Raw genomic sequence first — 12,858 nt, 5'->3', positions numbered from 1 at the left:
GGGGGTCTTGTTGGTGAAGACGTTGGTGCACACGAACCGGTAGGCCGGGAACTTGTAGATGGCGTTGAACATGAACGCGCCCAGGATCGGCACGCCCGGCGTGACCAGGCGCAGGTAGGCACCCATGTCAGCGAGCAGCTCGACCTTGAGACCGGTGACCGTGCCGTCCCGGCGGGCGGACAGCGTCAGCTTCTGGATCTGGTCGCGGCCGTGGTGGGCGGACTGGAGGCTCTCGCTGCGCGTCTCGGTGTACTTGACCGGCTTGCCGAGCCGGCGCGCGATCAGGAAGACCAGGAACTCCTCGGGCGTGACCTGGAGCTTGCCGCCGAACCCGCCGCCGACGTCCGGCGCGATCACGCGGATCTTGTGCTCCGGCACGCCGAGCTGGGCGGCGAGCAGGAACCGCAGGATGTGTGGGATCTGCGTGGACGACCACAGCGTCAGCTGCTCGCCGGTCGGGTCGCACATGACCGAGCGGGGCTCCATGAAGGCCGGGATCAGCCGCTGCTGGCGGTAGGTGCGCTCGATGACCACCTCGGCCTCGGCGATGGCCTGCTCGACGTCGCCGCCGGTGCCGGCCTCGCCGGAGTCGAAGATCCACGTCGCGCTCTTGTTCGTGCCCAGGTCCGGGTGCACCAGGTCGGCGCCGTCGCGTACCGCGGCCGCCATGTCGAGCACGACCGGCAGGTCGTCGTAGTCGACGTCGATCCGCTCCAGCGCGTCGGCGGCCTCGTAGGCGCTGCGCGCGACCACGACGGCCACGGCCTCACCGGCGAAGTTGACCGTGTCCACGGCCAGGGAGGGCGCGTTCGGCGTCTTCATGTCCGCGGTGATCGGCCAGGCGCACGGCAGGGTGCCTTGCTCGTCGGCGAGGTCGGCGCCGGTGAACACGGCGATGACGCCGGGCATCTCCTTGGCGCCGGAGGTGTCGATGTTGGTGATCCTGGCGTGGGCCATGGGGCTGCGCAGGATGGCCATGTGCAGCAGGCCGGGCAGCGTCAGGTTGTCGGTCCAGCGGGTGCGCCCGGTGATCAGACGCGCGTCTTCCTTGCGGAGGCGGGCCTTGCCCACCTCCGGTTCGATGGTCGCGGTCACTGCGCGCCTCCGGTGGTGGCCCGTACGTCGGCGACCTGCTCGGCTTCCGGTCCGGCGCCGCCCTGCATGCGCGAGGCAGCGTCCCGGACCGCGCGGACGATGTTCTGGTAGCCCGTGCAGCGGCACAGGTTGCCCTCGATGCCGTGCCGCACGGCGTCCTCGTCCGGGTCCGGGTTGTCGGCCAGCAGGTCGATGGACTGCATGATCATCCCTGGCGTGCAGAAGCCGCACTGCAGGGCGTGGTTGTCGTGGAAGGCCTGCTGCACCGGGTGCAACTGGCCGTCGCGGGCGAGGCCCTCGATGGTGGTGACCTCGGCGCCGTCCGCCTGCACGGCGAGCACCGAGCAGGACTTCACGCTGTGTCCGTCGAGATGGACGGTGCAGGCGCCGCAGTTGCTCGTGTCGCAGCCCACCACCGTGCCGACCTTGCCCAGGCGTTCGCGCAGGTAGTGCACGAGCAGCTGGCGAGGTTCGACATCGTCGGTGAACTTCGTACCGTCAACAGTCACGGTGATGCGCATGGGGCCTCCTGCCGGAGTCGGGAACGGCGTGAGCGCACTCACAGGGCCGAGTCAACCCTGGCGATCACGAACGGACAAGTCCGAAGGGCCGCGAGTGGCTCCATTCGCGAAAAACCCGGGATGTGACGCTCGTTTAGTTGTTCGAATCGGATCGTTCGCATTGCTTAGGATCGAGGGGTGGCCGCTCCTTCCCTCCCAGCTCAGCGCACTGATCCCCATACCGAGCAACGGCAGGGGGTGCTGTTCGGGACCGTCGCCTACGGACTGTGGGGGCTCTTCCCGCTGTACTGGTCGCTGCTCGCGTCCCCGGGTGCGCTGGAGACACTCGCGCACCGGATGATCTGGTCGCTCGTCGTGGTCGCGGCCGTGCTCGTCGGCACGCGGCGGGTGGGGTCGTTCCTGCTGGTGCTGCGCAACCGGCGGCAGTTCGGTCTGCTGGCGCTCGCGGCGGTGCTGATCTCGGTCAACTGGGGCGGCTACATCTGGGGTGTCACGCACGGGCACGTGGTCGAGACCGCGCTCGGGTACTTCATCGGCCCGCTGGTGTCGGTGCTGCTCGGCGTGTTCCTGCTGGGCGAGCGGCTGCGGAGGGCCCAGTGGGTCGCGGTCGGACTCGGCGCGGTGGCGATCGTGGTGCTGGTCGTCGGGTACGGCCAGGTGCCGTGGATCGCACTCGTGCTGGCGTGCAGTTTCGCGACGTACGGGCTGGTCAAGAAGGTCGCCGGGGTAGGCGCGGTCGAGTCGATGGCCGTCGAGACCGGGGTGACGCTGGTGCCCGCGCTGGTGTACGTGGTGGTCCTGCAGGCGACCGGGTCGGGGACGTTCACCTCGCTCGGGGCCGGCCACACGCTGCTGCTGGTGGGCGGGGGCCTGGTGACGACCGTCCCCCTCCTGGCGTTCGCCGCGGCGGCGGTGCGGGTGCCGCTGTCGACCATCGGGCTGCTGCAGTACATGACGCCGAGCCTGCAGTTCGTGTTCGGGCTGCTGGTGTTCCACGAGCAGATGCCCCCGGAACGCTGGCTCGGTTTCGCGATCGTGTGGGCCGCGCTGGTGGTCCTGACGGTCGACGGCACCCGCCGCCGGGCGCCGGCACCCGCCGTCTAGGGCAGCGCGAACACGAGGCGAAGGGCCTCAAGTGCATCAGAAACTGATGAACCATGGCTTCAGGGCTCCCGGTGGATGCGGCCCGGTACCTCGGTCAGGCGCTTGCCCTCGCCGCCCCAGCGCATGGAGATGATCTCCGCGGCGATGGAGACCGCGGTCTCCTCGGGGGTGCGGGCGCCCAGGTCCAGGCCGATGGGTGAGGCCAGGCGGGACAGCTCCTCCGCCGTCAGGCCCGCTTCGCGCAGGCGGGTCATGCGGTCGTCGTGGGTGCGGCGGGAGCCCATGGCGCCGATGTAGCCGGCCGGGCAGCGCAGGGCGACCTCCAGGACCGGCACGTCGAACTTCGGGTCGTGGGTCAGGACCGCGATCGCCGTGCGTTGGTCTATTCGGCCGGCCTCCACCTCCGCGGCCAGGTAGCGGTGCGGCCAGTTGACGATCACCTCGTCGGCGTCCGGGAAGCGGCTCTTCGTCGCGAAGATCGGGCGGGCGTCGCACACCGTCACGCGGTAGCCGAGGAACGACCCGAGCCGGGCCATGGCCGTGGCGAAGTCGATGGCGCCGAAGACCAGCAGGCGCGGCGGCGGTTCGAACGAGCTGACGAAGACCGACATGCCCTCGCCGCGGCGTTGGCCCTCCTCGCCGTAGTGCAGGGTGGCGGTGCGGCCGGTCGCGAGCATGCCGCGTGCGTCGTCGGCGACGGCGGCCTCCGCGCGGGGCGAGCCGAGGTCGCCCGCGAGCTTGTTCGGCCACACGACGAGGCGGCGCCCGACGCGGGACGGGTCCGGGTGGGCGACGACCGTGGCCAGTGCCACCGGCTCCTCGGCCTGGATGGACTTGGCCAGCTCCGCGAACTCCGGGAAGTCCGCCGCCGAGAACGACTCGACGTAGATGTCGATGATCCCGCCGCAGGTCAGGCCCACCGCGAACGCGTCGTCGTCGCTCACGCCGTAGCGTTCCAGCACCGGCCGGCCGTCGCCGAGGACCTGCTGGCCCAGCTCGTACACCGCGCCCTCGACGCAGCCGCCCGACACGCTGCCGGACACCGAACCGTCCTCCGCGACCAGCATCGCCGCGCCCGGTGCGCGCGGGGCGGACGAGAACGTCGCCACGACCGTGCCCAGCGCCACCTTCTCCCCGGCCGAGTACCGGCGTGTCAACTCGTCGAGCACGTCACGCACGGCGAACCTCCCTCAGCAGTTCCTCGAGCGTGGCCAGGCTGTGGCCGGCCAACAACCCGTCAACGTGCGGCAGCGCGGCCGCGATTCCCGACTGCACCGGGGCGTACCCGTCCCGGCCGGCGTGCGGGTTCACCCACAGGACCCGGTGGGCCAGCCGCCGCAGGCGGGCGAGCTGCTCGCCGAGCAGGGAGGCGTCGCCGCGCTCCCAGCCGTCGGAGAACAGCACGACGGTCGCCCGGCGCGCGAGTCCCCGCTGTCCCCAGCGATCCAGAAACACCCGAATGGTCTCGCCCAAACGGGTACCGCCCGCGAAGTCGGGCACAGCGCGTGACGCAGCGACGAGTGCCTCCTGCGGGTCGCGCCCGCGCAGCTGGCGGGACAGCCGGGTCAGCCGCGTGCCGACGGTGAAGACCTCGGTCGACGCCGGCGCGGCGCGGACCACCGCGTGCGCGAACCGCAGCAACGCGTCGGCGTACGGGGACATGGACCCGGAGACGTCGATCAGCAGGACGACCCGGCGCGGGCGGGTGGAGTGCGCCCGGTAGGCGAGGCGCACGGGCTCACCGCCCGCGGCACGCATGGCACGCATGATCCGCGCGGGGTCGAGGCGGCCGGTGCGGTGGCGGCGCAGGCGCATGGACCGGCGCAGCGGCGGCGTCAGGTGCAGGGTGGCCATCAGCTCGCGCAGGTGCTCCCTTTCGGCCGGGGTGAGCTGCGCGATGTCCCGGTGCCGCAGCACCTCGGAGTCGCTGGCGGCGACCTTCAGCTCGGTGGTCTCGCGGTCGGCGCCCGCGGTGTCGGTCCGGGTGAGCGCGGCCATGGTGACCGTCGGGCGCGGTCGTGCGGTCGCGGTCCGGCGGCGGGTGGGCGGCGTGGCGGTGAACCAGGCGGCGAAGGCGTCGTCGTAGCGGGGCAGGTCGTCCGGCTCGGCGCAGAGGGTGAGGCGGCCGGCCCAGTACAGCTGGGTGGGATCGGTGATGTCGAGCTGGTCGACCGCGCCGAGGTAGGCCTGCACGCGCTGCGCGTCACACGGCAGCCCGGCCGCCCGCAACGCGGCGGCGAAGCCCACCAACCCTGGTAACGGGTCCATCCCCCCATTGTGCGTCGAAACGTGTACCCACGTGGCGGCCGCGTCCCGGGCGGCGGTGCTGGCGTAGGGCACGGCGGCGCGGGCGCGGCCAGCCACGTGGGTGCCTGGCGCCGACCGGGAACCGGCCGGCGCCAGGGTGGCTCCCCGCCGCGACCATGGCCAGGTAGCGGGCCGGGCGCGGGGAGCCGGTGGGAAGTCGAGGGGGCGGCCGTCCACCTCGGAGTGTGGGAACGGAAGGGACGGCCGCCACCGTGGCCGGCCCCGCGTCGGGATGAGCACCGCGACAGGCTCACCGCGCTGGAGCGACCACCCGGATCAGGGCAACGCGACTACCGCACGCTCCCCCTGCGTTCGGTGCTCATGTCGCCCTCCTCCGGCCTTGGCGCGCCGAGACCAACTATCGCCCACCGCCACGAAAGACGCACCCGATTTTCCCCCCGCGTGTCCAACGCTCCGAACCCGCGTGTCCAACGCTGCGAACCCGCGTGTCCAACCGAATCGCGCGGTGAGTTCAACCTAACTGCGCGGTGAGTTCAACCGAACCGGCCACTCGGCGCGACCGGGTTCGTCGAACACACCCGTCGCGCGCGGTGGACACGCGGGGCGTGGCGGGTGGTCACGCGGGTCCGCCGGCCCGGAGCGTGTCCAGGCCGGCCGCCACCACGCGCTGGGTGTCCTCGCGGTACTTCAGGACCGCGCCGAGGGTCGCCGCCGCGGCGGCCGCGTCCAGTTCGGTGCGGCCCAGCGCGGTCAGGGCCTGTGCCCAGTCGACGGACTCCGCCACGCCCGGCGGTTTGAGCAGCTCCAGCTCGCGGAGGCGGCCGACGGCCGACGCCACCTGGGTCGCCAACCGTTCGGACAGCTCGGGCAGGCGGCGGCGCAGGATCTCGACCTCGCGCGGCAGCGACGGGTGCGACAGCCAGTGGTACAGGCACCGCCGCTTCAGCGCGTCGTGCACCTCGCGGGTGCGGTTGGACGTCAGCACCACCAGCGGCGGCACCTCGGCCCGCACCTCCCCCAGCTCCGGCACGGTCACCGCGTTCTCGCCCAGGACCTCCAGCAGGAACGCCTCGAACTCGTCGTCCGCGCGGTCCACCTCGTCGACGAGCAGCACGCACGGCGACTCCTCGAGCGCCCGCAACAGCGGCCGCGCGAGCAGGAACCGGCGGCTGTACAGCGACTTCTCCGCGAGGTCCGAGTCCAGCACGCCGCTCGACGCGGCCTCCAGCGCACGCAGGTGCAGCAGCTGGCGGGGGAAGTCCCAGTCGTACAGCGCCTGCGTGAAGTCGATGCCCTCGTGGCACTGCAGCTTGATCAGCGGCACGTCCAGGGCCCGCGCCAGCGCCACGGCGAGCGACGTCTTGCCGGTGCCCGGCTCGCCCTCGCAGAACAGCGGCCGGCCGAGCCGGTGGGCCAGGAACGCGGCCGTGGCGATGCCCTCGTCGGGCAGGTAGCCGACCGACTCGAGCGCACCCGACAGCTCTTCAGGGGAAGTCACCACGGTTCGAGGGTAAACGCCAGGGTGTTCCCCGATGTCGGCCATGACCGCGACGGCGAGAGTGGAGCCATGAACACAGACACCATCAAGCTCCGCCGCAGCCGCACCGACCGCATGGTCGCCGGGGTGTGCGGCGGCATCGCCCGCATGTTCAACATGGACGCGGCGCTCGTGCGCATCCTGCTGGTCGCGGCCACTCTGCTCGGCTTCGGCGCCGGTGCCGTGCTCTACGTGATCGCCTGGTTCATCGTGCCGGAGGAGTAACGTGCCCCTGTGGGTGACAGGGAGTCCATCTCGCGAGTGGGCACGGCGCGTGCGCTCGTCCTGCTCGGGGCCGGGCTCGCGACCGGCGGGACGCTGCTGCTCTGCCTGTTGACCGTCGTGTTCGTCCCCAGGATCGCACTCGCCACGGCGGTGCTCGCCGCGTTCACGCTGGTCAGCGCGATCACCGCGACCCTGCTCACGATCCGTGCCCGGACACTGCCGCGCGTGGTCGGCGTCGGCTGCGGGACCGTGCTCGCCGGTGTCCTCGTCGGACTGGCGGTCATGCTCGTCCTGATCTCACGGATTGCCGGGAACACCGCGTGAACCACCCGAATGGTCGGTATCTGCGCAACGTGCGGACGCTCTTGAACGTAAGACCCCGCTCGGGGTGACGCGGACGAAGATGGATTGGCACGATGAACACCGTGCCAGGAGCAGGACGACCCTCGAAGCGGGGTGGAAAGCGGTGACCGAGCTGCAGACCACAAGTGTGGTCAAACCTTGGGAGGAGCTCGAGGGGCGGGACCGGCACGCCGCATGCATGTTGGCCGCGCGAGACGGAGACAGGGAGGCGTTCGACGCGTTGATCACCGACCTCGCCCCGCTCGTGTGGCACGTGGCCCGCGGCAGCGGTCTGGACCGAACTACGGCGGAAGACGTGGTCCAGACCGTGTGGCTCGCCCTGCTGCGCCATCTCCACCGGCTCACCGAGCCGAGGGCGTTGGCCGGCTGGCTGATCACCACCACCCGCCGCGAGTCCTACCGGGTGCAGCACCGCGCGAACGGACACCTCGAACTGTCGCCGGAGCTGGCCGAGCAGACGGCCACCACGGATCCGTCCCCGGAGCACGAGGTGCTCCGCACGGAGCGCGACCGCGCGCTGTGGTCGGCGTTCCACAAGCTCTCGCAGCGCTGTCAGGAGCTGCTGCGGCTCACCGTGCTCGCCGGGCGCGCGGAATACCGCACGGTCGCGGAGGCCCTCCACATGCCGCACGGAAGTATCGGACCAACACGAGGGCGGTGCCTGAACAACCTGCGCTCGCTGTACAACGGGGACAGTGGATCATGAGAACGAACCAGGCTGACGACGACTTGATGGCCGAGGTGGCGCGGCTGGTCAACGAGCTCGACCCACCGCCGCCGGGTTTGGTTGAGCGAACGCGGTTCGCCGTAGCGCTCGACGACATCGACAGACATGTCGAGCTGGAGGTGGCCCAGTGGGCGGACGCACGCCAACTGGCGGGTGTCCGCGGCGGCTTACCCGGGACCATCACGTTCTTCGTCGGGGATCTGACCGTGATGGTCAACGTCACTCGAACGGGGGAACGTCAACGCATCGACGGGTGGCTCGTCCCCGCCGGCGCCCACGGCGTGGAGGTGCGCGTGGCCGACCACGGCTCAACCGTGACCACCGCCGACGAGGGCGGTCGGTTCGTACTGACCGAGGTGCCCAGGGGCACTACGCAGCTATTAGTACGGATGAACGCCGAACAATCACGTACCGTAGTCACTCCAACGGTGGATTTGTAACCTAAACAGCTGCCCGCTCACCCGATTGGCAGATACCCTCTTGTATCTCACAGTGACCACACGTCTCTTGTGTGGGTGAGAAAGCGGAAACTGCTGAAGGGGAGTAAAGCATGACCGACACCACCGTCACGGACGTCAGGCCCGAGGACGACACCAAGCCCTGCAAGAAGTGCCAGTCGATGGACCACACCACGCTCGGCCACGTCGACGGCGGCACGCCATTCACCGTCGAGGGTCACGTCGACGGGGGCGTCCCGCAGAAGTAATCACGAGCCGGGCACAAGGATCATCATCCACTGGCCGCAGGGGTTGGTAGTGTGCAATACAGAAAGCACCTCCAGCCCCTGCGGATCGTGATGAACATCTTGTGCACGGTTGTTGATCCACATCCCGATCTCACCCGGCAGCCGTGACCGTGGGGGGCCAACAGGCGCCGGGACACGATCGCGCGCTCGGGACCGACGCGCTCCGGGCGACGGTCGCAGCGGCCGCCGAACAACGGCGACGGGCGGTGGCGGCGGCGTCGGCCGGCCGCCCCGCCGAGGCGATCAAGATCCTCACCCGGACGCTTCGCACACTTCCCGTCGGCGCCGGTTCGGCCGACGTCGTCGCGATACGCGCGCGAGTTCTCCTCTCACTCGGGTGGGTGCAGGCGGACACGGCCTCACTGGCCGACGGACTCGTGCACCTCGGAACGGCTCGCGACCTGGTCAGCGGCCTGCACGACGGCCCGGAACGGTTGGCCCTGCTGGGGTTCGCCGACCAGCAGCACGCGCTGGTGTTGTTCCGCGCGGGCCGGACGCCGGAGGCCATAGAGCTGTTCGACCGCGCCATCCCCTTGCTGGAGAAGGCGATCGACAGCCCCACCGGCGATCCCGAGATGCTCGCCAGGGCGTTCCTGAACCGGGGCTACGCGCACACCACCCTGGGGCGGCCCGGTCCGGCCGAGGCGGACCTGCGCCGCTGCATCGACCTCTCCATCGAACATGACCTGCCGGTCATGAAGGCCAAGGCCATCAGCAACCTCGGTGACATCGCCCTGCTGGTCGGCGACATCCCCGGTGCGCTCGGGCATTTCGCGGAGGCCGTGCGCCTCTTCCGGGCCCTGGCGCCGAGCCTGGTCGCCCGCACCCAGCTCGACCAGGCGCGTGCGTTGCTCACCGCCGGCCTCGCTGAGGAAGCCGCCCGTCTGCTCGACGAGGCGTTGCCCGTGCTGCGCGAACAGCGGCTCAGCCAGGACCTCGCGGAGGCCGAGATCGTCCGGGCCGCCGCCGCGTTGCTGCAGGGTGACCGGGAGCTGGCCAAGCAGGTCGCCGGGTCGGCGCACCGCCGGTTCGTCCGGCGCGGCAACATGTCGTGGGCCGAGGTGGCCGCGTTGACCAAGATGCGGACCGAGGCCGACGCGGCCCTGGCCGGGCTGTCGACGACGGCCACCGCGAAGAAGGCCGCCGCGCTCGCGCAGCGGCTGTCGAGTTCGGGGCTCACCGACGAGGCGGCCATGGCGCGGATGCTCGGCGTGCGGCTCGCGCTGCGGCGCGGGGCGGTCGACGTCGCGGAGACGTTGCTCGGGCAGGTGCCCGCGCCGGGCAAGATCGCGCCGATCGACCACAAGATGATGCTGCGGCTGTGCCGGGCGGAGCTGGCGGTCGCCCGTGGGCAGACCCGAATCGCGCTCGCGCAGGCCAAGGCCGGGTTCGACGAGCTGGGCGCGGCCCGCGACCGGATGGGCGGCCTGGACCTCGTCTGCGGCACGGCCGTGCACGGCCTGGAGCTGGCCAGGCTCGCGGTCGGCATCGTGCTGGGTGACGCGCGGACCGACGCCGACGCGCGGCGGCTGCTCGCCTGGCAGGAACGCACGCGCGCGCAGGTCTACCGCTACGAGCCGATGCCCGCGATCGACGACCCGGAGCTGGCCAGCAAGGTCGCGGAGCTGCGGACCGTGCTGCGCACCCTGCAGCAGGCCCGGCTGGAGCGGCGGCCCGTCGCACACCTCGAGCAGCGGTCGGTCGCGTTGCAGCGGGAGGTCAACCGGCTCGGCTGGCACACCTCGCAGTGGGGCAGGCCGCGGCCGGTCTCGTCACCCGACGAGGTGATCGAGCACCTCGGCGACCGAGCGCTGATCAGCTTCGCCGGACCGTCGAGCGACCTGGCCGCCGTGGTCGTCGCCGGCGGGCGGACCAGGCTCGTGCGGCTAGGCGCGAAGCAGGACGTGCTGGAGACGGCGCGCCAGCTGCACGCCGACCTGGACGCGCTCGCGCCGGACGAGCTGATCCCGCCGCTGGTGACCGCGGTGTCGCAGTCCGCGCGACGGCGGATCCAGGCGCTCGACGGCATGCTGTTCGGTCCGGACGGGATCTCGGCGTCCCTGATCGGCGACCGGGAGCTGGTCGTGGTGCCGTTCGGTGAGCTGTACTCCGTGCCGTGGGAGACGCTGCCGTCGCTGCGCGGACGCGCGGTGTCGGTGGCGCCGTCGGCGACCGCGTGGGTGAGCGCCGGCGAGGTCGTCTACAACGGCGGGCCGGTCGTGCTGGTGCGCGGCCCGAACCTGCCGTCCTCGGCGACCGAGCTGGACCAGCTGCGGGAGGTGTACCCGGGCGCGATCGTGCTGGACGGCGAGGAGGCCACCACCGGCGCGGTCCTCAAGGCGATGGACGGCGCGAAGCTCGTGCACATCGCCGCGCACGGCACCCACGAGTCGGCGAACGCGATGTTCTCGCGGCTCGAGCTGTACGACGGCGGGCTGCTCGCGCACGAGGTCGCGCGGCTGCCGAACCCGCCGGCACACATCGTGCTCGCGGCGTGCGAGCTGGCGCTGTCGCACATCCGGCCCGGTGACGAGCCGCTCGGGTTCGCCGGCGCGATGCTCGCGAGCGGGTCGCGGACCGTGGTCGCGGCGGTCAACCGGGTGGGGCACCGGTCGGCGGCGGTGGCCATGACGGACTACCACCGGCGCCTGGCGAACAGGCCGGTCGCCGACCTCGCGGCGGACCTCGCCGTGGCGATGACCGACTACCACCGCCGGGTCGCCTCCGGCGTCAGCCCGGCCCGCGCACTGGCCGAGGCGACGGCCGAGGACCCGCTTCGTCGACCGTTCATCCTGCTCGGAGCGGGTTAGGATCGTCCACAGTCGACCATGGTCGCGAGGGGGCGAGCATGCACTGGTCCGATCCACGCTTCCTCACGCAACTGGTCTCCGTGCCGCTGTTCACCGGCGTGATCGGGTACGTGACGAACTGGACCGGCGTGATCATGCTGTTCCAGCCGATGCGGTTCCACGGGGTGCGGGTGCCCGGCCTGCGGTTCCTGTACCCGTACCTGCCGCGCCGGGTGCAGGTCATCCCCGCGATCACGCACGACGGGCGGTTCGGCTGGCAGGGCATCATCCCGTCGCGGGTGGCCAAGATGGCGTCGATCTCGGTGGACAAGGCGCTGCTGAAGGTCGGCAGCATCGGCGACTTCTACCGCGAGTTCGAGCCGGACAAGATCGCCGACCACATCTGCGCGACGGCCCGCGGCGAGATCCGCGGCGTGCTCGAACACATCATGGAACGCGAGCAGCCGCGGCTGTGGCACGACCTGCCGCCGGTGCTGAAGTCCGCCGTGTACACGCGGGTGGAGCAGCGGCTGCCGGTGGTCGTGCGCGGGCTGACCGAGCAGCTCGGCGAGCACATCGAGCAGCTGATCGACGCGAAGCTGCTGGTCATCCGGTACTTCGAGGAGCACCCGGAGCTGATGAACGACATGCTCCGCGAGGTCGGCCGCAAGGAGCTGCGGTTCATGCGGAACTTCGGCTTCTACTTCGGGTTCCCGGCCGGGATCGGGCTGGTGTTCGTGCTGGAGGCGGTGCCGCAGTGGTGGGTGCTGCCGCTGGGTGGCGCCGTGGTCGGCTGGATCGCGAACTGGATCGGCATCAAGCTGATCTTCGAGCCGGTGTTCCCCCGGCGGGTCGGGCCGTTCGTGTTCCAGGGCCTGTTCCTGCGGCGGCAGCCGGAGGTGAGCGACGTGCTGGCGGAGATCATCGCCGAGGACGTGATCACCATGAAGAACGTCGGCGACGAGCTGCTGACCGGGCCGCGGTCGGACCGGACGCGGTACCTGCTGGAGACGGCACTGCGCCCGGCGGTCGACGACGCGGTCGGGTTCGCCAGGACGGCCGTGCGGGTCGGGATCGGCACCGAGCGGTACGACCGCATCAGGGACGCGGTCGCCCATGAGGCGGTGGAGTTCGCGTCGGTGTTCGGCGACCAGGAGTTCGGCCAGCAGCAGGCGGGGAAGATCAGGCGGTTCGTGGCACGCCAGATGCGACAGTTGCGGGCGGACGAGTTCAACGAGCTGCTGCGGTCGGCGATCAAACAGGACGAGTGGTTGCTGTTCGTCCACGGCGGGGTACTCGGCATCGGCGCCGGGCTGATCCATCTGGCGATCTTCAGGGTGTGAGATGTCGTCTGGTTCGTGGGGAGTGCTGCGGATAGTGGCGAACGTCGGGTTGTCGACGGCGCAGTGGGTGGTGACCGCGTCGGTGCGGACGGGCACGCGGGTCGCGCGCGGCCTTGCGGCGGGCGAGTCCCCGGCCAAGAT

At 71.1% G+C, this 12,858-nt stretch carries 13 protein-coding genes; 8 read left to right on the top strand and 5 right to left on the bottom strand.

Features of this window, described 5'->3' with window-relative positions; translation table 11 throughout:
* Nucleotides 1-1,095: xanthine dehydrogenase family protein molybdopterin-binding subunit (locus tag ACJ73U_RS16710; RefSeq protein ID WP_407778546.1), on the bottom strand; the 1,095-nt coding region annotated here is incomplete at its 3' end.
* Complete coding sequence (locus ACJ73U_RS16705; protein ID WP_407778545.1) at nucleotides 1,092-1,616, bottom strand: (2Fe-2S)-binding protein; 525 nt, start codon at nucleotides 1,614-1,616, stop codon at nucleotides 1,092-1,094. The genes ACJ73U_RS16705 and ACJ73U_RS16710, both read right to left, overlap by 4 nt.
* 237 nt (nucleotides 1,617-1,853) lie before the next feature.
* On the opposite strand from ACJ73U_RS16705, the gene rarD reads away from it, so the two are divergent.
* Nucleotides 1,854-2,720: an EamA family transporter RarD gene (rarD, locus tag ACJ73U_RS16700; protein WP_407778544.1), complete on the top strand. Its 867-nt coding sequence runs from the start codon at nucleotides 1,854-1,856 to the stop codon at nucleotides 2,718-2,720.
* A gap of 59 nt (nucleotides 2,721-2,779) precedes the next feature.
* Here rarD and ACJ73U_RS16695 read toward each other — a convergent pair whose 3' ends face one another.
* The 3 genes from ACJ73U_RS16695 to ACJ73U_RS16685 form a co-directional block, all read right to left on the bottom strand.
* Nucleotides 2,780-3,898 carry an XdhC family protein gene (locus ACJ73U_RS16695; protein WP_407778543.1) on the bottom strand — a complete coding sequence of 373 codons (1,119 nt, stop codon included), beginning with the start codon at nucleotides 3,896-3,898 and terminating at the stop codon, nucleotides 2,780-2,782.
* Nucleotides 3,891-4,988 (bottom strand): vWA domain-containing protein, encoded by a 1,098-nt coding sequence (locus ACJ73U_RS16690; protein WP_407778542.1) that lies wholly within the window; start codon nucleotides 4,986-4,988, stop codon nucleotides 3,891-3,893. The genes ACJ73U_RS16695 and ACJ73U_RS16690 overlap by 8 nt, the downstream gene beginning before the upstream one ends.
* Before the next feature lie 616 nt (nucleotides 4,989-5,604).
* Entirely contained in the window at nucleotides 5,605-6,531 is a 927-nt protein-coding gene (locus ACJ73U_RS16685) for an AAA family ATPase (protein WP_407778541.1), read from the bottom strand.
* Nucleotides 6,532-6,555: 24 nt separating this feature from the next.
* On the opposite strand from ACJ73U_RS16685, the gene ACJ73U_RS16680 reads away from it, so the two are divergent.
* The 7 genes from ACJ73U_RS16680 (at nucleotide 6,556) to ACJ73U_RS16650 (ending at nucleotide 12,717) form a co-directional block, all read left to right on the top strand.
* A complete protein-coding gene (locus tag ACJ73U_RS16680) occupies nucleotides 6,556-6,750 on the top strand; it encodes a PspC domain-containing protein (protein ID WP_407778540.1) in 195 nt (64 codons plus the stop codon).
* A 9-nt stretch (nucleotides 6,751-6,759) separates the two neighbouring features.
* Entirely contained in the window at nucleotides 6,760-7,074 is a 315-nt protein-coding gene (locus ACJ73U_RS16675) for a hypothetical protein (RefSeq protein WP_407778539.1), read from the top strand.
* A gap of 142 nt (nucleotides 7,075-7,216) precedes the next feature.
* Entirely contained in the window at nucleotides 7,217-7,819 is a 603-nt protein-coding gene (locus ACJ73U_RS16670) for an RNA polymerase sigma factor (RefSeq protein WP_407778538.1), read from the top strand.
* Between the two features lie 26 nt (nucleotides 7,820-7,845).
* A complete protein-coding gene (locus ACJ73U_RS16665; RefSeq protein WP_407778537.1) occupies nucleotides 7,846-8,280 on the top strand; it encodes a carboxypeptidase regulatory-like domain-containing protein in 435 nt (144 codons plus the stop codon).
* A gap of 110 nt (nucleotides 8,281-8,390) precedes the next feature.
* Complete coding sequence (locus ACJ73U_RS16660) at nucleotides 8,391-8,546, top strand: hypothetical protein (RefSeq protein ID WP_407778536.1); 156 nt, start codon at nucleotides 8,391-8,393, stop codon at nucleotides 8,544-8,546.
* 149 nt (nucleotides 8,547-8,695) lie between these two features.
* Complete coding sequence (locus ACJ73U_RS16655) at nucleotides 8,696-11,395, top strand: CHAT domain-containing protein (protein ID WP_407778547.1); 2,700 nt, start codon at nucleotides 8,696-8,698, stop codon at nucleotides 11,393-11,395.
* Nucleotides 11,396-11,433: 38 nt separating this feature from the next.
* Nucleotides 11,434-12,717, top strand: a complete 1,284-nt coding sequence (locus tag ACJ73U_RS16650; protein ID WP_407778535.1) for a hypothetical protein — start codon at nucleotides 11,434-11,436, stop codon at nucleotides 12,715-12,717.
* The last annotated feature ends 141 nt before the right edge of the window (nucleotides 12,718-12,858 follow it).

The organism is Actinophytocola sp. (assembly GCF_045807065.1).
In the GTDB taxonomy this organism is placed as follows: Bacteria; Actinomycetota; Actinomycetes; order Mycobacteriales; family Pseudonocardiaceae; genus Actinophytocola.
Note: the sequence above shows the minus strand (reverse complement) of the source record. Positions and strands in the feature narration are given on the sequence as shown.

Bases quoted from the DNA above. Each gene is read 5' to 3' on its own strand.
- ACJ73U_RS16650 (WP_407778535.1), top strand. From the start codon at position 11,434: ATGCACTGGTCCGATCCACGCTTCCTCACGCAACTGGTCTCCGTGCCG.
- ACJ73U_RS16690 (WP_407778542.1), bottom strand. From the start codon at position 4,988: ATGGACCCGTTACCAGGGTTGGTGGGCTTCGCCGCCGCGTTGCGGGCG.
- ACJ73U_RS16680 (WP_407778540.1), top strand. From the start codon at position 6,556: ATGAACACAGACACCATCAAGCTCCGCCGCAGCCGCACCGACCGCATG.
- ACJ73U_RS16685 (WP_407778541.1), bottom strand. From the start codon at position 6,531: ATGGCCGACATCGGGGAACACCCTGGCGTTTACCCTCGAACCGTGGTG.
- ACJ73U_RS16705 (WP_407778545.1), bottom strand. From the start codon at position 1,616: ATGCGCATCACCGTGACTGTTGACGGTACGAAGTTCACCGACGATGTC.
- ACJ73U_RS16660 (WP_407778536.1), top strand. From the start codon at position 8,391: ATGACCGACACCACCGTCACGGACGTCAGGCCCGAGGACGACACCAAG.
- ACJ73U_RS16665 (WP_407778537.1), top strand. From the start codon at position 7,846: ATGGCCGAGGTGGCGCGGCTGGTCAACGAGCTCGACCCACCGCCGCCG.